We start from the raw sequence: 23,875 nt of genomic DNA on the forward strand, positions 1-23,875 counted from the left end.
TTTTATTTGCCTGGGGCCGGAGGCCAAAAGGTGCGGCTGATTAAGCATCTTGGAATTGGAGACGATGAGCGGACGGACGGCCCGGGTCGAGTTCCTTTTGTTGGGTTTCGTTTGAAGCACCCCAGGCTTCGAGCGTCCTTAATAACAGATTCAACCGAAGGCCCTTTCTAATGCGGTGCTTATTCTATACAAACTACTGTTTTTATGAATAAAAAGCAGGTTGGGTGGAGACCCGTGAAACCCAATAAACAGGGGAGGCAGAGGGTTCCAAGCGTTTTGCTCCGCACCGGCGCGCTCCCCCGTCTTGGCCAGCCCTGTTTTTGGCAGAGTATCTTCAATACAAAGCCGGCTGCCAAATGGTTTTGGCGAACTTGGCCATTTTGATGTAATTGGGCGCTTCCCGTCCGTTAAAGTATCCGCAGGCGCGGTAGTATGCCAGGTCCTTGACCCAGTTTTTCAGGGAGGTGGTGTTTTCCATCCACCGGCCTGCCAGGGTGAAAGGATGCCGGGCCATTTGCATGAAGGGCCAGAAAAGTTCGGAGGGGTCCCGGAAGCATTCCCAGTCGCACAATCTGCATGCGGCGTTGCGGTCGATGGTTTTCATATCCAGGTCGTAGTATTTGCCCATATTATCCTTGCCGCGGAAACCGCAGGGATAGGTGTTGCCGCCTTCCGCATCCACAAAAAAGTAGTCGATGCCGCCCAGGCAGGGGCGGGATTCCTTATGGCCGTTGGAATAGTCTCCCTGGAGGGCCATGAGGGATGTCACCGGCGAGAAGATGCGGATGACCGGCCTGTATTTGCCGATGGTTTCGGCCAGGGCCTTGAACAACAGGGATTTTTCCAGGGGGGTGAATCCCGTGATGTTTTCGGTGGACGTGGCGGCGTACACTGCGCTCAGGCCTTCGCTTTCCTCTTCGTTGATGCTCATGGGATAGCATGTGTTGACCATGGTGAACCCCAGGTCGTTCACGAAATGGTAGAAGTTATCAAAGGCCTTTTTAAATCCGGTGTAAAACAGGACGGTTTCGCTGGTTTGTCCGTCCGTGATTCCGGGCGGGATGAAGAGCTTGGCCGTGGAGTCGCCGCCCGTATTCCTGTTTATGCCCAGGTTGGCAGAAGGATAAATCCCGCGCTCCTGAAAAATCGGGATGGCCTTTTCCATGCCTTCCACCAGGCCGGGGAAGCCGCGCATTTTCTCGTGGTATTCCGGAGCGTGGGAATCCACGCTCACCCAGAAGTTTCGCAAGGGCGTGTCAGCCAGGGCGTCGGCGACTTTTTTTACCCTGTCCTCAAAATTCGGGCTGCCGGGATTGGCGAAAAAGAAGCCGTTGGTGCCCGTGCGCGTGTATTCGATTCCCGCCTGCCCGGCGTGCTTCAGCAGCTCCGCGATTTCGTCCAGGTACAGGAGAGGCTCGCCGCCGGTGAGCGAAAGCGCTTTGACGCCCTTGACCGCGGCCGCGTCGATGATGCGTTTGCACTCGTCCATATTTAGTGTGGAGCGTGAGAACTTGTTTCCCTTGTTCATGCCGCACTGAGGACAGGTAGCATTGCATTTATTGGTGAACTGGATGATCAATTGTCCGGGGCTGATTCCCTTGAACACGCCCGCAGCGGTTTTGATTCCTCCGAAAATATTCTTTGCAGTCGCCATAATCAGGCAGCCCTCCCGTAGCTTTCCCAGAGTTCCATGTACTTGGATTCAAAGGAATGCCTTTGCATGTAGTCCCTGGCGTCCAGGCCCATTTGCTTTCTGAGCTCCGGGTCCGAGGCCAGCTTGAGCACTACCTCCTTGAAGGCCGCCGCGTCGTGGGAAGGCACGATAAACCCTGTTTTGCCGGACACGCAGTTTTCCCTGGGGCCGCCTTCGTCCGAGACGACAACGGGCACGCCCGATGCCTGGGCTTCCAGGATGGCGTTGCCGAAGGTGTCGGTGGTGGAGGGGAACACAAAGACGTCGGCCGAGGCGTAGGCCTGCTCCAGGTCATTGCCCTGTAAGTAGCCGGTGAAGGTGGCGTTTTCTCCCTGCAGGACTTGTTTCATCTCCTTGAGATAAGGACCGTCGCCCACCACAATAAGGTGCAGCTTGTCGTTTTCGCGGCGCATTTCCTTGAATGTTTCGGCCAGGAACGGCAGGTTCTTTTCCTTGGAAACCCGGCCCACGTACAGGAGCTTGGTGACTGAGTCGTCCAGGTTGAAATGGGAGTTGTAAAAGCCGTTGCGGTTTCTGGGATGAAACCGGTCGATGTCGATGCCGCGTTCATAGAATTTGATTTTGTTTTTGGAAATGCCTTTTTCCGCCAGCTCCGCGCCCGTGGCCCTGGAAGGCACGTAGATTTTGTCCATCTGGTCGTAGTACCAGACGATGTATTTCCAGCCCAGGTCCTCCATATTGGGATCGCCGGTGATAAGGCTGGCGTACTGGGGCAGGGCGGTATGATAGGTGCCGTAGATGGGCAGCTTGAGCACCCTTGCAATGGCCAGGGCGGCCAGGCCGATGGGGCCTGGAGTGGCCGAGTGGATATGGGTGAAGTTATTTTCGTAGCAGTAATCGATCATTTCCATAAGGGGCGGATAGTACAGTTTGATTTCCTGGTATTCAGGCAGGCCGAACTCGCCCACCGCCTTGAAGTGCTTGACGCCGGGCTTGCCGTTTTCAGGGCCGCAGGTGATCATGGTCAGGGGGATTTCGTTTTTCCTGGCGATGTCTATCTGCATGTTCAGGGTCAGGGCCACGCCGTTGATCTCGTGCAGGGTGTCCGTAAAATGGCCCATGCGGACCTCCGGCTTGGACACGCTTTTATTGTCCGGCGCAAAATGGAGCTTGCAGTTGCGGACCATGTTTCTGCCGTTTGCGAAGACCGCCCAGGCCACCAAATAAGGGGAGAGCATGGTGTAAAGCGATCCCGCCGAGCCCAGCATGTGGAAGAGGTCGAAGAAGTTGCCCGTGGAGAGTTTGTCCAGGGCCTTGTCCGCCGAGGCCTTGAGCACGGTTTCGCTCATTTTGTTGACGAAGCGGAACCACACCTCGGGCTTCTGAATGGGCGGTGGGGACGGATCCTTGACCAGCCGGTACATGGCCGAGTTGTTCAGGATGACCTTCCTGGCTTCCATTTGAAGCATTTCCTGAAGGTTTTGAGGCTCGGCCTTAAAAAAACGGCCTTTTCGCGAATTATGGAAAAGGCCTTTGAGTCGATCCACAAACCCTGCGTCCGGTTCTACGCCGGCGGGGCAGGGGCTCATGACCTGGTCAATGAACTTGGTCAGCACCTCGCCTTCCACAAAGCGGTCCAGGCTGAATTTTTGTTTATAGTACTGAAAGGCGATGCTGTAGATGTTGTGGGCCAGGGTTTTGGGCTCGGAGGCCTCGCCGCCGGGCACGGCCCTTCCCGCCGCAATCTCACGGAGAAAGGAGTTTTTGTCGTCCAGGTCGCACTCCACCTGGGTATAGGTTGTGGCGATGGTCAGGGAGGAATGGTCGTCGGAGCCGGAAATAAGCTGCTTTTTCCAGGGCGCTTTTCCGCAGGGCTCCAGATTGTGCATGTCCGCCAGTTCCTCCAGTTTTTCCTTGGTCAGCCCTTTCACCAGATTCGTGATGAATTGGTTCTGGAGTACGTCCCGGGCGCCGTTGGCTTCCAGGATATTGAAGAGCACCAGAAATTTTTCCACGTGCTGGGGCGTGAGCCGGTCGTTGATGGGAAACAGAGGATGGGCGATGGCGTGCAGCAAATCCTGATCCCGGAGGTATTTGACCAGATCGTAGATGTTCTTGCGGATGAGGCTGATTTCCTGGTGCTGGCTTTCCGTTATATCGTACACCAGCACATGGGCTTTGCATCCGTCTTCGGGAAAATAGGATGTCACTTCCTCGCTGATGAAGGTTCCCGGCAGATGGGCGATTTCAAGGGCGCCGCCGATGGAATTGTGATCCGTAATGGTCACCAGGTTCATGCCTCGATCCCTGGCGATGCGGTAGAGTTCCGTGGGTTCGGTGTAGCTTTCCGCCGCGCCCAGTTTCCTCAAGACCCATTCGGAAGGCCTTTTGGAATACTTGGAGTGCACGTGCATGTCTGTCTTAAGCATCATGGTTTTCATGGCGTTTTCCTCAATTTTTATTTTAGAGTGGGTGGATGCTCCTTGGCGTGCCGCGCTTTTTTATTGAGACGCCCCACTGCTTGCTAAGCCTTATTGACGGCGTTGGTCGATGTAGTACGAATTGCCCTGGATGGTTTTGGCTTTTTTCTTTACTTCCGAAGCCAGGGACGCCAAGCGCCCGTATGATTCTATCACCCGGTTCTGGGTGGTGATTATTGCGATGGACAAGGAAAGAAGGGGGAAATCCCTTTGCTCTCCCTTGCGGTCCTTGCTGGTATAAGATCCTTTTTCCAGGACCTCTTCCGGGTAAAACTTACGGCTTTCCACGGTAAAGCGATGGAGGACGGCCTCGCAAAAGCGCTCGATGCCTCCGGCCCGGCAGATCACCACGAAATCGTCTCCGCCTATGTGGCCCACAAACCCCAAAGGGTCCCACTCCTGGGTCATGTCCCTCAGGATGTTTCCCACCAGGCGGATGACCTGGTCTCCCTGGTCGAACCCGAAATTGTCGTTAAAAGGCTTGAAGTCGTCCAGGTCAAAGTACATGACCGCAAAAATGTTTTTTGCGTTCAGCCTGTCTGCGATTTCCGTTTTGATCAGGTTGTTGCCCGGAAGGCCGGTGAGCGGATTGGCCTGTTTGGCCATGTTGATCTTTTGCTGGGTGATGGCTTCCAGCAAATCATGAATCTGGACGACGCCCATGTACGATCCGTTAAGGACGATGATCAGGGCGTCGTATACAGAGGTCGAGTCCCGCGTGATAATGGTCCGGGCCACGTCGTCCAGGGGCGTGGAGGCTTCGAAGATCATGCCCGTTTCCATGATATTTTCCACGTTTTTCCGGGCGAACAGATCGTAGCCGTACTTATGGCCCAGTTTGTAGAAAATTTTGGTCTTGTGGATGATGCCTACAGGGCGATTGTCTTTGACTACAGGGACCGAGGAAAGATCTTTCTCAAGGTCAAATCGCTTGAGGATGCCTTCCACTTTGTGGTCATTGTTTACAGGAGCAATGTATTTGGCTAGGGAGCCGATAAAATTGCCCACTTCCAAGCCGTTAACCGCGGGTTGATTTATTCTGAGGATTTCGCTTTTGGCTTCGGAGCTGCAGGACACCGGCTTTTTATTGGGCCTTGCCAAAAAATACCCCTGACCAAGGTCCACTTTCAGGGCCGCCACGGTTTCCAATTCTTCCTTGGTTTCAATTCCTTCGGCGACTACCAGGGCGTTTATTTTGTGGCAGAAAGAGACAAAGGCGGAAAGAAGCATTTGCTTTTTGGTGGATTTATCGATGCCGGCAATCAAAAAACGATCCATCTTGACGATAAACGGTTCGATTTGGGCGAGCATTTTCAGCCCGGCGTATCCTGAGCCCAGATCGTCAATGGCGATCCGGAATCCCTGCTGGCGATAAGAATCGATGGTTCTTTTAAAAAGCTCGTCGTCCCGGATGCAAAAGCGCTCGGTGAGTTCAATGATGATCTTGTCCCGAATGCCGAACAACTCGTCCAGCATGCAGGTTACGTCGCCGTGACGGCACTCCGGCGTGCGAAAAACGGAGGGGCATAGGTTGATGCAAACCGGACGCGTCAGGCCCAGATCCTCGGCCTTTTTCATGGCGCTTCTTTGGCAGACGCGCTCCAGTTGCAGCGTTTTTTGAAAAAACTGGCTGGCCTGGAACAGAGATTCCGTATTGGGAAAACTGGACTCGCCCTTGATGCGGCTCAGGGCCTCGTATGCGAAAACATCCCCTTTGTGCAAATCGACGATGGGCTGAAAAACCGTTTCTATGCTTTGGTTTTCAATGATGTCCACCAAACTTTGGTAGCAGCCTGTTTCGTATACTTTCAAATTGTCACTGACTTGTTTGAAGTCCAGAATTTCCTGTTCCCATGTGGTTAGAGCTTGAAACATAGCGCGCCCATCATCCCCTTGATTGTTCGCGATCCTTTTTTCTCAAGGGCACTGTGCGCCCAAGGTGTTAGGGAAGCATTAGGGGCGAAATAATATTCCGTTAACCGGATTATTCACTCGATAAAGGGACTTGGGACGAAGGGAGCTTTTACAAATAAAATACGTTTTCGGCGTTTACATTCCTCTTTTCGGTGTGATGATTTACCCGTAATAATCTGCCTTCTTGACATTAGTGCTTTGTGGTGTTATTTTTGCAATAAAAAAGATTTGAACAGAAAATAAATTGTTCGAAAGAGCTGTTCGCAAAAGCAAGGCTTGTTGCGGACTGAGGGAGACGCCGTAGAAAGCGCCTGAAAAAACAGTAAAAAGCGCCATCAAGGAAGTAAAGGAGACAATGGAAACCGACAACCAACCGCCACTTATGAGGCCCCCCAAGCCCGGGGAAGGCCTCGTAGTGCATGAACTCATCCGCAATTGCGCGCCGCTGGATCTGAATTCGGAATATGCATATCACTTGCTATGCCGTCATTTTGCGTCTACGTGCGTTATCGCCGAGTTGGAATCCCGCATAGCCGGGTTTATTTCGGGATACATCAAGCCAAGCGACGATCAGACCTTTTTTGTCTGGCAGGTGGCAGTTTCGCCTGATTTCCGCAAGAGAGGGCTGGGCCTCTCCATGCTTCACTGGCTTGCGGATCAAACCGATTGCAAGCAATTCGAAACTACGATCAGTCCATCCAACAAGGCCAGCCAAAGCCTGTTTTTGCGATTCGCCGAGGACAGGAGTCTGGATGTTCGGCGAGAGACGTTTATCGAAGCTTATGAAACGGAAAAGGGGCTCCATGAGGAAGAGATTCTTTTCCGGTTTGTTCCAAGCCAAAAACTTAAATAAAAAGAGGATATTACAATGCGTATATTTGAAAACTACGAGTCCCGCGTCAGGGGCTACATTCGCGCTTTTCCGGTAATTTTTGAAAAATCTTACGGTTCCATACTCACGGACACCATGGGTAAGGAGTACATTGATTTTTTCGCCGGAGCGGGAACCCTTAACTACGGCCACAACAACGACAACGTTTCCAACGCCATGATCGAGTATTTGAAAAGCCAGGGCGTAGTCCACGGATTGGACATGGCCACCAAGGCCAAGGAGCGTTTTTTGGAGAGCCTGGTTTACGGAATTTTGGAGCCTCGCAACCTGCAATACAAGGTGCAGTTTACAGGCCCCACCGGCACCAATGCGGTGGAAAGCGCCCTCAAGCTGGCTCGTATGGTCAAGGGGCGTTCCAACGTAGTGGCGTTTACCAACGGATACCATGGACTTTCCATGGGCTCCCTTGGAGTGACGGGTAACACCTTTTATCGCGACGAAGCGCACATCAGCCGAAGCAACGTGAGCTTTCTGCCTTTTGACGGCTACATGGGGCCGGATATCAATACCTTGGATTTGTTCAGAAAGCTCCTGAACGATAACTCCAGCGGACTGGATCTTCCGGCAGCCGTGATTCTGGAAACCATCCAGGCGGAGGGCGGCGTGAACGTAGCCCGTCCCGAATGGCTGGCCGAATTGGCGGAAATTTGCCACGAATGGGACATCCTGCTGATCGTGGATGACATCCAGGTGGGCAACGGCCGTTCAGGGGATTATTTCAGCTTTGAAGAATCCGGAATCAAGCCGGACCTGGTCACCTTGTCCAAGGCCATTGGCGGAGGCCTGCCTTTGGCCCTCATGCTCATGCGGCCGGACCTGGACCAGTGGAAGCCCGGCGAGCATACGGGGACGTTCCGGGGCAACAACCTGGCCTTTGTGGCTGCGGCGGAAAACTTCAAGTACTGGGAGACCAACGATCTAAGCGAGGCTGTCAAGTACAAGGGCGGCGTCATGAAGGAAGAGTTGGAAAAAATCGCCGCCAAATACCCGGAATTGGAAGCCAACGTCCGCGGTCGGGGCATGATCTGGGGCCTGGAGATCCCTGAAAAGGGCTTTACCAGCGAAGTGTCCAGCCTGTGCTTTGAAAAAGGCCTGGTGATCGAGCTGGCCGGCGCCGACGATCAGGTTCTGAAATTCCTGCCTCCGCTGATTATTGATGAAGAAACTCTGCGCAAAGGCATCGGGATTGTGGACGAAGCCATCGGCGAGATTTTGGAACAAAAAGAAGAACGTTTGAAGGGAGAGTTTGTATGTTAGTCAGGCAGTTGGATGATATTTTAGGAACCGATGCAGACGTTAAAGGCGAAACCGGAACCTGGGCCAGCCGCCGTCTTTTGCTGAAAAAGGACGGCATGGGCTTTTCGCTGCACGACACCATCATATATCCGGGAACGGAAACGCACCTTTGGTACAAAAATCATTTGGAAGCCGTGTACTGCATTCACGGAAAGGGCGAGATAGAACTGGTCCCCTCCGGAGAATTGATTCCCATAAAGCCCGGAACCATGTATGCCTTGGACAAGCACGACGAACATTTGCTCAGGGCCAGCGAAGAGTTGAGATTGGTATGCGTGTTCAACCCTCCGCTTACGGGCCGGGAGGACCATGACGAGGATGGGGCCTATCCCGTTCTGGACGATTAACCGCAGGCAAAGCACAGGAAGGCGAAAAAAATACCATGAGATCCCATACCGTGGAAAAAATCGGCGGAACCTCTATGTCCCGATTCAAGGACGTGCTGGACAACGTTCTTGTAGGAAACCGTAAGGAATCGGAATTGTACCAGCGGATTATCGTCGTATCGGCTTACGCGGGCCTGACGGACTTGCTGTTGGAGCATAAAAAGACCCGCGAACCCGGGGTGTACGGGCTGTTTGTGGATGACAACGCCTCCTCCTGGGCCTGGGGCGACGCCATCACCAAAGTCGGCGAAAAAATGCTTTCCATCAACGCGGAGCTGGAGCCGCTGGGGTTGGACCTGGATCAGGCGGACCTCTTTGTCAAGGAGCGCATAGAAGGCGTAAGAAGCTGCCTGCTGGATCTGCATCGTTTATGTTCCTACGGGCATTTTCAGCTTTCTGAACACTTGCTGACCATTCGGGAGCTTCTTTCCGCAATCGGCGAGGCTCATAGCGCCTATAACACCACGATGATCCTGCAGGATAAAGGCGTCAACGCCCGCTTTATGGACCTTACCGGGTGGCGCGAAGAAGAGAACCTGGGGTTCACCGAGAAGATCAAAAAGTTCTTTGACGGGACCAATTACGACGAGGAATTGCCCATTGTCACTGGATACACCCAGTGCAAGGAAGGCCTTATGCACACCTACGACCGCGGGTACAGCGAGATCACCTTCAGCAAGGTGGCCGTCGTAACTCAGGCGCGGGAAGCAATCATCCACAAGGAATTCCACCTTTCCAGCGCCGATCCCAAAATGGTGGGCGAGGACAAGGTGCAGACCATCGGACATACCAATTACGACGTGGCCGATCAACTGGCGGATCTTGGCATGGAAGCCATTCATCCCGGGGCCGCCAAAGGGCTCAGGAACTCGGGCATAGACCTTCGCATCAAAAACACCTTTGAACCGGACCATCCCGGAACGCTCATCACCAATGACTATGTGAGCGAGTCCCCCTGCGTGGAAATCATTGCAGGAAGGACCGGCTTGACCGAAGTCCGGTTTATGGATCAGGACATGGTGGGCCTCACGGGATACGATCAGAAATTGTGCAAGGATCTGGATGACAAGGACTTGCGCTATGTGGCGAAAACCACCAGCGCCAACACCATCGTGCATTATCTTCCCGTGTCCATGAAACGGGCCGGAGAGCTGGTGCGAAGCTGGAAAAGGCAATTTCCTGAGGCTGATATCGACATGGGACCGGTGGCCATGGTTTCGCCCATCGGCAGCAATATGGCCACTCCGGGCCTGATGGCCAGCGCCACCAGGGCTCTGGACGAGGCCGGCGTTTACGTCATTGCCATGCAAAAGGACCGGCGCAATGTGGAAGCCAAATTCATTGTGCCGGAAAGCGACTTGCAGCAAACGGTCAAGGTCCTGCATCAGGTTCTGGTGGAGGAATGCGCCATATAAACAAAAAATTACGAATTACAGAGAAGCCGCGGCCTGTTGCAGACCGCGGCTTTTTGCTTGGGAGCAATGGAGAGGAAGATATATATGGTGAGCGAAACTTGCTCTGATAATTCAAGCCGGGGCATTGCCTATTCCCCGGCTTGGAACATGTTTTTGATTTTTGCCGGCTCTTTGATCGCCGTGGCCGCGCTCAAGGGCATTGCAGTGCATCAGCATTTGGTCCCCGGCGGCGCGTTCGGCCTGGCCCTGCTGATTCATTACGCCGGAGTGGGGATCAGCGCCGGCATTCTATTCATGCTGCTGAACATCCCCCTGGCCATCCTGGGTTATTTGAATATTAGCAAACGATTTATCCTGTACAGCATATGGGCCATGGCCGTGTCCACCATAGCCTATGAAGTCATGGATTTGAATTTCGGAATAGAAAACCCCATTTACGCCAGCATCGCATGCGGCGGGATTATGGGTTTTGGCATGGGCGTTGTGCTCAGGACCTTAGGCTCCAACGGGGGGATGGATATCGCCGCGATTATCCTGAATCGCAAATACAACATCGGTATCGGCAAGACCTATTTTGTGTTTAATTTGCTTTTGTTTTGCGCCAGCGCTGCGGTGATAGACCAGGACCTGGTCATCGGCTCCATATTAACGGTGTTCGTGGCCTCCGTGACGATTGACTACGTCCTGTCCATGTTTTCCAACAGAAAGATGGTGATGATCATCTCCCAGGAAGCCCAATGCATTGTGGACGACATCATGACCCATCTGAATCAAGGCGCCACCATGCTTCAGGGGCAAGGATGCTATTCCCGCACGCCCCGTCCGGTGATCATGACCATCACCAACAACGTGCAATTAAGGAGGCTGGAGGAGATCGTCTTTACTAAAGACCCCCAGGCCATTTTCATCGTGGAAAACACCTTCGCCGTCCTTGGCAGCAGCTTTACAAAAAGGAAGTTGTACTAAAGAGTGCAAAGTGCTTCGTGGGTTTTATTGTCGATGAAGCCGTAACGACATTAATGCCAGGTTTCATTTAAGTAACTGCCATATTCTATGGCATGCTCAACAGGAAGCTGGGTTCCGGCTATCGGCCCAATCGTGATAGGCGGTTCGCCTTGTCCGCCGCCAATAATGGGTGGCCCAGGCAAAGCAGTACCTTGCCTGGGCGCGGAGCGCAGGAGTGTGGAGAACTTGAAAAAGTAATTGAATTTGCCATTTAAGTATCATACCTAATATTGGAGTTCAATATTCATGTCTGGGATAGTTCTGCAACGAGGGGAAATAGATGAGAAGCGTTAATCGATCAGCCGTTATAGTGAAACCCAACGAGCCCTTTTTGAATTGGCTTAAAAAACTCTATCCGGAGGAAGCTTATTCTCTGGAGGATATTCGCAATGAATGCACTGTCTTCCTGATTCCCGAATACGACATGGTTGAGGAGGCGCAGGGATTTATCAAGAGGAATTTTAAGACTATTTTCAGGCTTGAGCTTGGGGGTTGGAGTACTGACCCCAAAAATTTTCCTGGAAAGCTGACTTATAAAATGTTCTGTGAATGGTTTGCATGTGAAATCAATTCCGAAGTTTACGACCTGTCCGCGAAAAAGATTACCGTTGAAGACGCTTAAAGAACCCTCCATCAGGGCGGAACTCCCCTCCTCAAGTTTCGCTCACCAAGGTTTGCTAAATAGAAATCTTGCCTGTTTGGGGGCGTTGAACAGGGCCATGGCGGCCTGGGATTGGAGTGAAAACCAGGGGCGGCGGAGCGGGTCCGGAAGCAGATTGGGCCTGGCGCCCAAGCGGTCCTGAACCACGTTGACGGAGCAATAGGCGGCGTTCAGTTTTTTCGCCATGGTCAGGCAGTCCATGGCGGCCAGGGGCGGGTCCTCTTCAAACCCGATTATAAAATGGGCGCCCGCCTCAATCCCTTGTTCCTGAAGCAGCCTGAAAGCCTGGTGAAAAACCTCGTCGCTAACATTTTTTCCCAGCGCTTGCCGCGTTAAAGCAGAAGGGCTTTCCACGCCGATCTGAACCATTAGGAACCCGCCTTTTTTCAGGACTTTGGCGAACGCCGGGGTGATTTGGTCGGCCCGCAGATAGCCTCGCAGGGCGAAGGAATAGCGGGACAGCAAATCCAGCACTTCCATGCCCCTGCTCAGTTCCGCCCCAAAGGTCATGTCCCTCAGGTATATTTGGCGGGCTTCCAGGGTTTTCAGAAGATTCAGCTCCTTTTCGATTTCCGCAAGATTTCTGGTTTTGTATCCCAGGCCGTCCAGCCCGGAGTTGCAAAAGGAGCATTTATAAGGGCATCCGAAATCGGTCAGCAGCGAATGGAAGACTCCCTTCCATAAAGGCAGCTTGTATAAGGCGTTGTCCACCAGGTTGTGGGGGGTGACTCCCATGGAATATTCCCCGCCTTTAGGCGGAGGGTCGGGCGCCCGGTCCCTGGTCCGCAAACGTCCTGAGGCCTTTCCCTTCAGGATAAACTCGGGCAATTCCGGAGCGGTGAAGTCCAGGGCCAGAGCATCGATAAAAGGATAATCCTCAAAGGGAAAATCCGGATCAAGGGCGGCTTCCCCCCCTAAAATCACGCGGGTTTTTTCATTCGCTATTTTCTTAAGAAAGACCATGTCTTCTTGAAAGGACAGGGTGGAAGCCAGGCAATAGATTGCCTCCGGCTGGTACGCCTGGACGATTTTCCGCGCCTGTTTGGCGGGCGTCTGTTGGGCCGCGGCGTCCAGGATCATGAACCGGGCGCGGCCTCCAAGTTGGGCCGCCTGGCATAAAAGGTCAATAGGCTGCCAGTAATAATTGGCCTTGGGGCGGGTGGAGCAGTAATAATCCCGTAAGACCGGGGAGGACGCCGGCGGGTTGAGCAGCAGCACCCTGGGCAGGGAGCTTATGGCCAAGGCTCCGGCGTTCATGAGGCTCCCATCCAGTGCCAGGCCCGGCGGGCGAAGTAATAGAGCGCCTCCCTGGAGCGTAAGGAGGCCAGGAGCCTTTTTGCATTCCGCCGTTGCAGGTAAAAGCCAATAAATGCCTTTCTTTGCTGCCGCTTAAGGCTGGAGCGGGAGAATCCCTTGGGCACGTATCCCACCTGGGAAAAGGTGGTGCTCAAACCTTCCATGGCGGCCGGATCGGCGGACAGCCTTTCCCATTCCGGGCAGCCGGGCAGGGGGGTGAACAGGGAGAAATTGGCCCGGGTCAGGGGCAGGCTTTTGGCGAAATCCAGGGTGGCTTTCATATCCTGCCGGGTTTCTTCGGGGTATCCCAGGATAAAGAACCCGTTGACCTCCAGCCCCGCTTTTGCCAGCAACTCGACCTTTTCCCCGGCATGATCCAGGGAAAGGCCCTTTTTCATCCTGTTTAGAACCTTGGCGCTGCCGGACTCCAAGCCCAGGGAGACGGAATAGCAGCCGGCGCCTTTCATGGCCTGGATCAGTTCTTCATCCAGGTTTTCCATGCGAACCCCGTTGGGGCAGGTCCATGGGAGATTGACGCCCGAGTTGACAATAGCTTTGCAGACAGCAAGGGCGTGGGCTTTGTTGGCCGTAAAATTGTCGTCGATGATTTGGGCCTCTTGTACGCCGAATCGGGTTTTCAGCGTCAGCAACTCCTCTGCGACCAGTTGGGGGGCGCGAAACCGGATCTTACCCCCGGTCAGGGCCGGGACGCTGCAAAAGCCGCAGCCGTAGGAGCATCCCCGGCTGGTGAGCGCGGGCGCCACGGGAAACCGCCGGAAAAAGGCGCCGTGGGGGGCTTTGGGGTATTGGCCGGGCGGCATCAGGTCCCAGGCCGGCATGGCCGGGTCGTTTATATCCTCCCGCACCGCCGGCGGGCTGCAAATGAGCGTATCTTTGCAAATGGCGGCCATTCCTGGAATTTTATTCAGAGCGTCAGACGAGATGTCCCGAACCCCTTGGGCCGGAAGCTCCCGGCACAAGATGCGCAGGCCTTCCTCAGCCTCCCCCCGCAGGACAAAGTCCAGATGCGGCGCGTTTTCCTCCAAAAACTCCGTGGGCATGGCGGTAGGATGGGGGCCGCCGGCCAGGATGACCGCCTTGGGCAGGGCCTTTCGGACGGCGTCAATGCATTGAACGGCCGGGTCTTTGGCCGCGGAAACCACGGAAAATCCGACCATGTCAGGGGTGAGTGACTTGGCTATGCTGTAGAGCTTTTCAGGCGTCAGGCCCAGCCGCACGCCGTCCAGCAGGCTTATCCGGGCGGAGTCGCGCACGGCGGCCGCCAAATAGCCCAGCCCAAGGGGCGGCGCTATGACGTCGCTGTAACTGGGAACCTTGACGAGTAAAAGATGCGGTTTCTGGCTCATATTCATGGCGTCAAATTAGAGCGTCCAGGGAGTTTTCATCCGGACGCCGGCAACCAGGATTTTTTCCGCAATGGAGGCTGCAACCCTTTCGGCCGGGAATCCGGCGAACAGGGTCTTCATTCTGGCTTTGGCCACGGGCCTGTATAGCTTGACTCCCAGGCGAAGCCACCAGGGAGCGGGGAAATCCTCGAATTTGCGATCCAGGCACAGGCTTGGAAAATACAGGTTGTCCAACGTGCGCTTTAAAGCCGGGTCAAGATAGGCGACGTTGACGCGGCTCCAGTCGTAATTTCCCCATTCCTGCAGGCTTTCAGGCGGCTTGAATCCGTAGTTGTCAATGACCTCATCCCACATGGAGGTTCCGGGAAAAGGCAGAAAATTGTAAATGGGAGACAGCCTGGCGTTGGGATTGTCCTCCATGATTCGAAACATCACCTTGACCGTTTTTTTCAGGTCCGCCAGGGTTTCTCCGGGCAATCCGGAAAGCCAGGAGTAAAAAATATAGATGCCAAACCCGCTCCATAACTTATTGGCCTTCAGCAGCATGGGCACGGTATGGGGCTTGTTGACATAGTTGAGAATTTTAGGGCTGCCTGACTCCGCTCCCACGGAAACCCGCTGGAGACCGCTTTTCTCCAGATCCTGCAAGCCCGCTTGGTCGAACTTCAGCATGCTGGGCACGTCCACGCCCTGGATTTGCCAATAAAACTGGCGGGACTGATTTTTCAAGGCGTCGACCACGGCGGCGCTTCGTTTTCTATTCAGGAAAAAATTGTCGTCAACCAGGTACACGCCGTCCAGGTTCATGGAATCCCGGGCCCAGAACATGCGCTCCAGGGTTTTTTCCGCGTTCATGGCGCGGAAGCGATGATTTCCCGACTGGCCCGTGTGATAGCAGTACCTGCACCGGTGCGCGCACCCCCTGGAGCTTTCCAGGTTGATCATGCGCTTGCCCCGATAGACCTGCACGTAGTCTTCCACATTCACCAGGTGGTAAGGGGGCAGGGGCAGGGAGTCCAGGTCCACGGGCGGACGCAATTCGTTTTGTACAATTTTTCCGTCCTGTTTGAACCACATCCCCCGGACGCCTTTCAGGGATTTTCCCGCGGACAATCTGTCCATGGCTTCCAAAAGGGTTTCCTCGCCGTCTCCTATGACCGCCATGTCTATGTGGGGGTCCTGGAGGGTTTCCTGAGGGCTTAAACTGGGGTGATTGCCTCCCCATAGGACCGGAATATCACTGTGTTCCTTGATAAAACGGGATACGGCCCAGGCCCTGGCCACCGGCTGCCCGCTCATGACCGACAGGCCCGCGAACAAGGGGCCCCCCGCCAGCTCCCTTTTTAATCTGGCCTGCCAATCGGATTCGATCCGAAGGTCAATGATGGAAAATGAATAATGCTTCGCCGCCAGAGAGGCTGTTTGGATCAGCCCCAAGGGAAGATGGGGTTTGTCGCGAACCACATCCATGTCCCCTATGTAAGGATAAATCAATACTGCATCTGCCATTGGTTTCCCGAATCCCCCCTCCAGGTGAGTCTTGGATTAGTTTTAGGTCCATGGCCGTTGAAAGTCAATCGTGGAATTGGACAGGTCACAATTTTGGCGGATTCGACAAGAAATTGGCATGGTTTTGGGTGTTTTGTCTTTGTAACCGTCTTATTTTTTATCAACTATTGATAAGCAAGCGGGCTTGCGCGGTATTTTTTAAATTGGCCTGAATATTGCTTCTACAGTGTTCACATGAAATTTTTATTTCGGACATAGCGGCGATTTTGTGAAATCTTGTCCGGCTTTTCAGGGTATTGCGGGAAGACGCGGCCAAATCGCCAATGGGGCCGGGAATGGATTTTCCCATGTTTATAATGCGTTGTGAGGCCAAATACTTGACAATGCAACCTTTGAATCCGGATGCAGGATGGTCGAAAAAAAACTAATGATGATTGGAGCCTAAAATGGAGAGTAATTCCTTCTGGCAACGAATGACTGTAGGCAAACGAATTGCATTTGGCTTTGCCGTGGTTTTGGTTTTGCTTACGGCCGTAGGGCTGCTGAGTTTCACCGGGGTAGGCGGTATAGTACGCAACGCCGGCATGGTGATAGACGGCAACAAGCTGGACGGCGTTTTGGCTCAACGCGAGGTGGATCACCTGAACTGGGCCGGATCCGTCAACGCGTTGCTTACGGACGAAAATATCACGGAACTGCATGTGGAGACCGACCCCCACCAATGCGGTTTCGGCAAATGGCTTTATGGGGAAGGGCGTAAAAATGCCGAAGCTCTGGTTCCCTCCCTGGCGCCGATTATCAAGCGGATTGAAGAGCCCCATGCCAAACTGCACGAATCAGCCATCTCCATTGGCAAGGCGTATCAGCCTGCGGATCCGAATTTGCCCGCCTATTTGCAGGCTCGCCAGATAGATCATCTTAAGTGGATGGAAACCATTGATGATTTATTCCTGGAAAACCATGCAAAGTTGGATGTGATCACCGATGATCATCAGTGCGCTCTGGGCAAGTGGCTTTACGGAGAGGAAGCCAAGCAGGCGGTGGCGAGAAATCCTTCTTTAGCGCCCCTGCTTAAGGCGTTGGAGGAGCCTCACAGGCAGCTTCATGAATCCGCAAAGCTGATTCAATCCGAGTACCGGCAAATCCATCCCGGGCTGATGGTCATGTTGCAGCAAAGGCTGGACGACCACAGGGTTTGGGCCGCAACAGTGTCTCAGGCCATTCTGGAGCGTAAAAATTCGTTGGATGTACAGACCGATCCCGCCAAATGCGCCTTTGGCAAGTTTTTGCAGTCCAAAGAAGCTCAGGAGTACATGGCTTCGTTTCCGGCTTTAAAACAGGCTTTGGACGCCTGCAAAGCGCCCCATGAAGCCTTGCACAGATCAGCCATGGACATCGATGCTTCTTTAAAAGCCGGAGACGCCTTCTCCGCCCGGGATGTATACACCATGGTGACTTTGCCGGCCTTGGAAGAGGTGGGAAAATACTTTAAACAGGCCATCGACGCGGAAGCCGTATTGATGGACGGGCGCGATAAGGCTTTGCAAGCCTATCGTACACAAACCCTGCCCGCTTTGGAAAAAACCGAGGCGGCCATGGAGGTTTTGCACCATGAAGCGGCGGCCCTGCTGGATGGCCAGCGGGAAGCCAATAAAATATACGCATCCCAGACCATGCCCAGCCTGAGGACGGTTCAGGAGCTGCTGGGGGAAATCCGTCAGGAGGCCAAGAAAAACATCATGACGGACGTAGTCATGCTGGACGCCGCCCAGGGCACGCAAAGAAACGTCAGCATCGTGGGGCTTGCAGCGATCATTGCCGGACTATTTCTGGCGATAGTCATTGCACGTGGCATTGTCAATGTGCTTACAAGAATCAGCCAAAATTTGGGTGAAGGCGCCGATCAGGTGGCTTCGGCTTCCAATCAGGTGGCCGGCTCCAGCCAGTCTTTGGCCGAAGGCGCCTCCAAGCAGGCTGCGTCCCTGGAGGAAACCTCCTCCTCCATGGAGGAAATGGCCTCCATGACCGTGCGCAACTCGGAAAACGCCAATCAAGCCGATGTGCTTATGCAACGAACCAAGAGCGTGGTGGAGAAGGCCAGCCAGACCATGGAGGATCTCACCGGCGCCATGGAGGGAATTTCCAACGCCAGCGCTGAAACCTCAAAGATTATCAAGACGATTGACGAGATAGCCTTTCAGACGAATTTGCTGGCTTTGAACGCCGCCGTGGAAGCGGCCAGGGCGGGGGAGGCAGGGGCCGGATTTGCGGTCGTTGCGGACGAAGTGCGCAATCTGGCCGTCAGGGCCGCCGAGGCCGCCAAAAACACAACGGAACTGATCCAAGGCACGGTCAAGCGCGTGGAAGACGGCGCCCAATTGCTTGACTCCACAACCGAGGCCTTTGGCGAAGTGGCCGAAACCACCATCAAGGTCGGGGAGATCGTAGGCGAGATCGCCGCCGCCTCCAATGAGCAGACGCAGGGCTATGAGCAAATACGCAAGGCCGTGTCTGAAATGGACAAGGTTACGCAGAGTACGGCTGCCAATTCCGAGGAATCCGCCAGCGCAGCCGAAGAATTAAACGCCCAGGCCGAGCAGATGAAACAAATCGTTGAGGAACTGATGGTTTTGGTGGGGGGAAACTCCTCCGGCAAAGCCGTTTCCAGGAGGGCGCTCAAGGGGCAGGAAAGAAAAATGCTGGAAGCGCCGGAAAGCCGCCCTGCTTTAGGCACGGCCTGATCCCCCAACAATGACATAAACGGCGTTCCATTATATGAGGGAATATACCGCGGCCGGGCTGACCGGCCGCGGTTTTCATGTTTTTAGGTCCTTATTTTATCTGAAATATCAGTGATTATATTGCATTGTGATTAGGCCTTTCATAACGAGATCCTCCGCAATCAAAAGCCATGCCTCCAGCCTTGCAGAACGCAGCTTGAGCCAAGATGGTGTTTAAAAACATCCGGAAAGCTGAATGGTTGCTTTGCCTTCCCGCTAAAAGATGATATGAAGTACTATAACGATCAGTTATTATGAGGTAATATAGTGGAAAGCCATCCAACCCAAGATTCATATCAGGACATCCTCAAGCAGTTGGAGGAGGAGAAGAAGCTCCGCCTGGAAGCCGAGGAGACTGCCGCCGATTTGGAGGAAAGGCTGGACCATGTGTTTGATATGATTCCCGCCGGGATCTATGAAATCGACTTCAGAACAGGCGGAATCTCCAATGTGAATGACGTCATGTGCGCCTATTCAGGATATACCAGGGAGGAGTTTTTAAACCTTAAACCATGGGACTTGCTGACTCCTGAAAGCAGGGAACTGTATGAGCAAAGAATGGAGGATTTTTTATCCGGAAAAGAGATTTCCGCCGAAGTGCACTATACCATCCGCACGCGAAGCGGCGAGGAATTACGATGCCTGTTGAACAACCGCTTCGTTTATAAAGACGGCCAGCCTGTGGGAGCCGTGGTCATTGTCAGGGACGTAACGACCGAGTGGCGGGCGCAGGAAACCTTGCGATCTCAAGCAATGGCTTTGGAGCAGAGTTTTGATGGAATCGGCATCTTTACTTTGGAGGGCGAGGTCATTTTCGTCAATCAGGCCTGGGCGGACATGCACGGTTATGAAACCGCTCAGGAACTGACCGGCAAAAATCTCCGAACATTTCATTCGCCCGATCAGTATGAATCGCAGATCCGGTTTAATCTGACGGACCCTGTATACGACGGCGCCAATGACGCCCAGGTGACTCATCTTAAAAAGGACGGCGCTGAGTTTCCCACCCGCATGAGCACCTCTATTATTAAGGACGACTCCGGCAAGCATGTGGCCCTGTTGGCCATCGCCAAGGATATTACCCATTCTCTGCGAATGGAGGAACGGCTTCGCCATGCGCAAAAGATGGAGGCCATAGGGGTTCTTGCAGGTGGGATAGCACATGATTTCAATAATATACTTCATCCATTGATGGGGTATGCGGAGTTGGCTTTGGAAGACATCCCTTCCGGAAATCCGGCAAGCGAATGCGTCCGGGAGATCGTCCGCGCCACAGGGCGGGCCAAAAGCCTGGTCTCTCAGATTCTCAGCTTCAGCCGATTCGAAAAGGAGGAGCAAAAGCCCATTAATCTGAGCAACGTCGTCAAAGAAGTCCTGGCTCTGATTCGCGCAAGCCTTCCGGCGGCCATCCGGATTCAGGAGGAATTTGAGTCGGCGCCCTTTCTGATAATGGGCAATCCGACCCAGGTTCATCAAGTGGTGATGAACTTGTGCACCAACGCTTATCAGGCCATGAAGGAAAGCGGGGGCTTGCTCAAGGTTTCCCTGAAAATGGAATCCCGCGTTCCCGGCGACATGGCTTCTTTACCCTCCGTTACACTAAGAGAGTACGCCAAACTGGAGATCCAGGATACCGGAGGCGGCATGGAGCCTCATGTGGCGTCCAGGATTTTTGAGCCTTATTTCACCACAAAGCCCAAGGGGAAAGGAACCGGCTTGGGCTTGGCCATGGTGCACACCATCATGACTCAGCATAAGGGAGAGGTTTGTGTGGATACCCTTCCCGGATACGGCAGCACTTTCACCCTGTATTTTCCCGTATTGCACATGGAGGGCCTTTCCGAAGGGCCACGGGAAACAGTCCAGGCGCAGGGAGGCGAGGAAAAAATCCTGCTGGTTGACGACGAAGATTCCATAACCATGCTGCTGGAAAGGGCCCTGGGACGCCTGGGATACCGGATTGACGCCTACACCAGCAGCGCCGCCGCTCTTGAATCATTTTCCGCCGATCCCGATGGATTCGACCTGGCTATTTTGGACGTTTCCATGCCGGAAATGACCGGGGACGCCTTGCTGAAAAAAATCAAGGAAATCAGACCGGATTTTCCGTGCATCCTGTTCACCGGCAACGACCATTTTATGAGCAAGGACCGTGCGTTGGAATTGGGAGCGTGCCAACTCCTTGCCAAGCCCCTGCGCACCCAAGCCATGGCCGCCGCCATTCGCCAGGCCTTGGACAGCGGAGATGCGCAACCTTCTGAATAACCCATAGTTTTCCTTCTTAAATCAATGACCTCTTATTGTTAACCTCCGGATCGTAGCAGTCCACGGGCAGGCGGCCGGCCCGGGCGATGCAGGCGTTGCAGAAGGAGCATTTGGGGCCGCTCCCGCCGTTCAATACATTCCTGAACAAATACGGGTCCGCAATCATGGCGCGGCCTACGGACACGGCGTCGCAGGCGCCGCCGTCAATGGCCTGTTCCATATGCTCCCGGGTTAAAAAGCCTCCCACGCAGATGACCGGAATGCGCAACTTTTTCTTGAACTCCCGGGCGTAATGCAGGTTGAATCCTTCCTGGGCGGGCCATATCCGGTCGAAGATAAAGGCCAGGGGATGGCGAAACCAAGTCACGCCAAAACGCCGGAACCAGGGCAGTTGATCTCCTATCCCTTCCTCCATCAATCCTTTGAAGAAAGGCCCGAAATTCCCCCGGATCATGGGAAATCCGGATTCATAATGCCCCACGGTGACCTCCACGGCGTCCAATCCCTCATCTTGCAGGATGCGGGCGACTTCCGTCAGTTGAGCCGTGGAAAGGCCTTGCCGGCCTGGGAGGTAGTCGGCTCCGTTGATTTTCATGATGACGGTCAGGTTGGTGCGCTCCCGGATTCCCCAGTAGATTTCCAAAAGCAGGCGCATGCGTTTGACAAAACTGCCCCCGTATTGGTCGTCCCGGCGATTGGTATAAGGCGTGAGAAACTGATTGATAAGATAACCGTGGCCTGCATGTATCTGCACGCCGTCAAATCCGGCCTGCTCGCAGATTTCGGCGGAGTGCACGTAGGCTTCCACCGCCTGTTTGATTTCCTGCCGGGTGAGGGGTCTTGGTTTGACGCCCATGACCTTTTCCCCCACGCCGGAGGCGGAGACGGCCGAGTCCAGGCCCATGGCTTTGGCCATAACCTGCCTGCCGCAATGATTGATCTGCCCGAACAGCAGGCCGCCCTGGCTGTGGACAAGCTCCGCCCATTGGCTCAGGCCTTCAATCTTATCCACATGATCGGCGCCGCACATGCGGTAGGTGGATTTGCCTTCCTCGGTCACGTACAGATTGCCGGTGATGATGAGGGGCGTGCCGGCTTGGGCGATGGGCTTGTAAAAGCCCAGCAGTTCGTCGGAGACGAATCCGTCCTCGGTGGCGCGGGTTTCGGACGTGGCCGTCTTGAATACCCGGCCGTTCGCAGTCAGTTTTCCAATTATTAAAGGTTGAGCCAGGATGGAGGATGATTGCATGGTTGGAGTCCTTTCCGGCGGTTCAGCCGTTTTTCCAGTCCACAAGTTCGCTTAATGCCATCATGCCGTCGTGGCTCATACCCGGAAACATGGTCCCGCTATGGCCCAGATCCACAATGTTGCTGACTCCCCGGGCGGCGATTTCGTCCCGCAGCCGCTCCTTTACGGAAAGGGGCGACATGCTGACGGTGGAAACGCCGGAATGCAAATAGGGCAGGGCGCTTTCCAGTCTATCCAGCCTTCGGACAATGATCATGCGCTGCATGGTGACGGCGGACAAGGGAATTTCCCTGTCCACCAAAACGACCCCGGAGCAAAAGCGGCCCTCCTCGCTGTTGACGAACCAGTCTCCGTCGATAAGCACGCCGCGCATGACCCGTTTGATCTCTCCGACGAAAAACGGGTCCACATAATTGGGAGACGCCCGGTCAAAGGCGGCCAGCGCCCTTTGCAGGGCCTGGGCGTAGGATTTGGCCTGATCTTCCTCGGCTTCTATGTAATGAATCTGGGAGGCGATGCAGGCTTTTTGATTGGCGACCAGGGAATCCGCGGCGGCCGCGGCCGCCAGGTCTTCCAGGCTTTCAGCAAAGGCTTCCCGGCCGATCATGGAGACGCCATAGCGGGGGTTGAAGGTGAGCACCTTGGTGAATAAGGCCCGCTTTTTGACCGATTCCACGGCGTCAGGCGCTCCCCACACCACAATCCTGTCAAACGCGTTGGGCGCAAAAAAGGCGTCTTCCACGGCGGCCTCTCCTCCCGGCCAGTAGACGATGGACAAATGCCTAGTTACGGGATGATCCGGGGCCGCCGCCAGAAGCCCCAGAGACAATAATGCGCCGGGCAGGGTCGCCCCGCAAGGGGATTTGATCACCGCCGCCGATTTGGTGAGGATAGCCCGCAAAGCCGAAATAAAGGGGATCTGGGGCGCATTGCCGGCCGTGATATGCAGTTGCCGGGTTGGCATGGCCCGCATGGACGGCTTGCGCTTCTCCCAGGCAGGGGCCTTTGCCCCCAGGGCCTGGGCTGCAATCAAATGCACGGGCGCAGGCAGGGGCGCGGCGCCGGGCAATTCCACCCAGCCGTCCAAAAAGCGTGAACCCGCCTGTCCCCATACGCCAAGGTCCTTATCCACCATGACTTTCGCGGAATGAGGATCGATCAGCATGCCCAGGGCGTCGAAGCCCAGGTTATGCCATTGGTCAGGAAGTTGGGCCGTGTGGATCGTGAGGTCCCGGAGGGAGTTCAGGAGTGCTTGTTCCTGGACGAACACGGCGCCAAGGCTTTTTAAAAGCTCCAGGATCTCCTGAAAGGGCGTGTTGTATAACTCGCAAATGGCGGAAAAGTCGTTTTCCAATACCTCCCCGGGCGAGAAAACAGGCATGACTGAGTATTGATAGGCGCCGGCCGGGCGCATGGTTTTGCGGTTGATGACAGGTTCCCGCAATACCTGAACCTTTTCCAGACGCACATGACTGGGAAACGCTCCCGCCGGAGCAACTCTTTCCGCCGCGTCAAAGGCCTGGAGTATGTCGTCAAAATTTACCCGTGAGGGCGCGCGAAGGCTCCCCTTTATTAAAAAGGGGAGCCGCATGACGTTGTTTTCGCCGGAATGCAAAAGGTCATATTTGGTGCAAAGATCCTGCATGTTCGAATCGATAAGGCGCCAGCCTTCTTCCCTTAAGTCGTCTTTCATGATCCCCTCCACG

16 protein-coding genes are annotated in these 23,875 nt (G+C 54.4%); 8 read left to right on the forward strand and 8 right to left on the reverse strand.

The window, feature by feature from the left end; all coding sequences use genetic code 11:
• Nucleotides 1-334: 334 nt before the first annotated feature.
• The 3 genes from BUE18_RS14715 to BUE18_RS14725 form a co-directional block, all read right to left on the reverse strand.
• A complete protein-coding gene (locus tag BUE18_RS14715) occupies nt 335-1,654 on the reverse strand; it encodes a radical SAM protein (RefSeq protein WP_073476870.1) in 1,320 nt (439 codons plus the stop codon).
• 2 nt (nt 1,655-1,656) lie between these two features.
• Nucleotides 1,657-4,095, reverse strand: a complete 2,439-nt coding sequence (locus tag BUE18_RS14720; RefSeq protein WP_073476871.1) for a glycosyltransferase — start codon at nt 4,093-4,095, stop codon at nt 1,657-1,659.
• 90 nt (nt 4,096-4,185) lie between these two features.
• Complete coding sequence (locus tag BUE18_RS14725) at nt 4,186-6,009, reverse strand: bifunctional diguanylate cyclase/phosphodiesterase (RefSeq protein ID WP_073476872.1); 1,824 nt, start codon at nt 6,007-6,009, stop codon at nt 4,186-4,188.
• Between the two features lie 421 nt (nt 6,010-6,430).
• Here BUE18_RS14725 and ectA point away from each other — a divergent pair, with 421 nt between their 5' ends.
• The 6 genes from ectA to BUE18_RS14755 all read left to right on the forward strand — a co-directional run bounded on the left by ectA (nt 6,431) and on the right by BUE18_RS14755 (nt 11,664).
• Entirely contained in the window at nt 6,431-6,901 is a 471-nt protein-coding gene (ectA, locus tag BUE18_RS14730; RefSeq protein WP_280173701.1) for a diaminobutyrate acetyltransferase, read from the forward strand.
• A gap of 15 nt (nt 6,902-6,916) precedes the next feature.
• On the forward strand, nt 6,917-8,197 hold the full coding sequence (ectB, locus tag BUE18_RS14735; RefSeq protein ID WP_073476874.1) for a diaminobutyrate--2-oxoglutarate transaminase: 1,281 nt from the start codon (nt 6,917-6,919) through the stop codon (nt 8,195-8,197).
• The gene (locus tag BUE18_RS14740) at nt 8,191-8,583 is read left to right on the forward strand and encodes an ectoine synthase (protein WP_073476875.1); all 393 of its coding nucleotides are present in this window, start codon (nt 8,191-8,193) and stop codon (nt 8,581-8,583) included. Before ectB ends, BUE18_RS14740 begins: the two co-directional genes overlap by 7 nt.
• Nucleotides 8,584-8,618: 35 nt before the next feature.
• Nucleotides 8,619-10,037, forward strand: coding sequence for an aspartate kinase (locus tag BUE18_RS14745; RefSeq protein WP_073476876.1), 1,419 nt, complete (start codon nt 8,619-8,621; stop codon nt 10,035-10,037).
• An 84-nt stretch (nt 10,038-10,121) separates the two neighbouring features.
• Complete coding sequence (locus BUE18_RS14750) at nt 10,122-11,003, forward strand: YitT family protein (RefSeq protein WP_073476877.1); 882 nt, start codon at nt 10,122-10,124, stop codon at nt 11,001-11,003.
• Nucleotides 11,004-11,322: 319 nt separating this feature from the next.
• Nucleotides 11,323-11,664 carry a hypothetical protein gene (locus BUE18_RS14755; protein ID WP_073476878.1) on the forward strand — a complete coding sequence of 114 codons (342 nt, stop codon included), beginning with the start codon at nt 11,323-11,325 and terminating at the stop codon, nt 11,662-11,664.
• 42 nt (nt 11,665-11,706) lie between these two features.
• On the opposite strand, the gene BUE18_RS14760 is transcribed toward BUE18_RS14755, so the two are convergent.
• The 3 genes from BUE18_RS14760 to BUE18_RS14770 are packed head-to-tail and all read right to left on the reverse strand — an operon-like array spanning nt 11,707 to nt 15,875.
• Nucleotides 11,707-12,960, reverse strand: a complete 1,254-nt coding sequence (locus BUE18_RS14760; protein ID WP_073476879.1) for a B12-binding domain-containing radical SAM protein — start codon at nt 12,958-12,960, stop codon at nt 11,707-11,709.
• Nucleotides 12,957-14,366 (reverse strand): B12-binding domain-containing radical SAM protein, encoded by a 1,410-nt coding sequence (locus BUE18_RS14765; RefSeq protein ID WP_170868375.1) that lies wholly within the window; start codon nt 14,364-14,366, stop codon nt 12,957-12,959. Before BUE18_RS14765 ends, BUE18_RS14760 begins: the two co-directional genes overlap by 4 nt.
• A 15-nt stretch (nt 14,367-14,381) precedes the next feature.
• On the reverse strand, nt 14,382-15,875 hold the full coding sequence (locus BUE18_RS14770) for a B12-binding domain-containing radical SAM protein (RefSeq protein WP_083611041.1): 1,494 nt from the start codon (nt 15,873-15,875) through the stop codon (nt 14,382-14,384).
• A 446-nt stretch (nt 15,876-16,321) separates the two neighbouring features.
• Here BUE18_RS14770 and BUE18_RS14775 point away from each other — a divergent pair, with 446 nt between their 5' ends.
• Both BUE18_RS14775 and BUE18_RS14780 read left to right on the forward strand, forming a co-directional pair.
• Complete coding sequence (locus BUE18_RS14775) at nt 16,322-18,616, forward strand: methyl-accepting chemotaxis protein (protein ID WP_073476882.1); 2,295 nt, start codon at nt 16,322-16,324, stop codon at nt 18,614-18,616.
• A gap of 306 nt (nt 18,617-18,922) precedes the next feature.
• Nucleotides 18,923-20,920: a PAS domain-containing hybrid sensor histidine kinase/response regulator gene (locus BUE18_RS14780; protein ID WP_073476883.1), complete on the forward strand. Its 1,998-nt coding sequence runs from the start codon at nt 18,923-18,925 to the stop codon at nt 20,918-20,920.
• A gap of 16 nt (nt 20,921-20,936) precedes the next feature.
• On the opposite strand, the gene BUE18_RS14785 is transcribed toward BUE18_RS14780, so the two are convergent.
• Entirely contained in the window at nt 20,937-22,169 is a 1,233-nt protein-coding gene (locus BUE18_RS14785; RefSeq protein ID WP_073476884.1) for an oxidoreductase, read from the reverse strand.
• Nucleotides 22,170-22,191: 22 nt separating this feature from the next.
• Nucleotides 22,192-23,862, reverse strand: coding sequence for an acyl-CoA reductase (locus tag BUE18_RS14790; protein WP_073476885.1), 1,671 nt, complete (start codon nt 23,860-23,862; stop codon nt 22,192-22,194).
• Between the last annotated feature and the right edge of the window lie 13 nt (nt 23,863-23,875).

This window comes from Desulfatibacillum alkenivorans DSM 16219 (assembly GCF_900142135.1).
Lineage (GTDB): Bacteria > Desulfobacterota > Desulfobacteria > Desulfobacterales > Desulfatibacillaceae > Desulfatibacillum > Desulfatibacillum alkenivorans.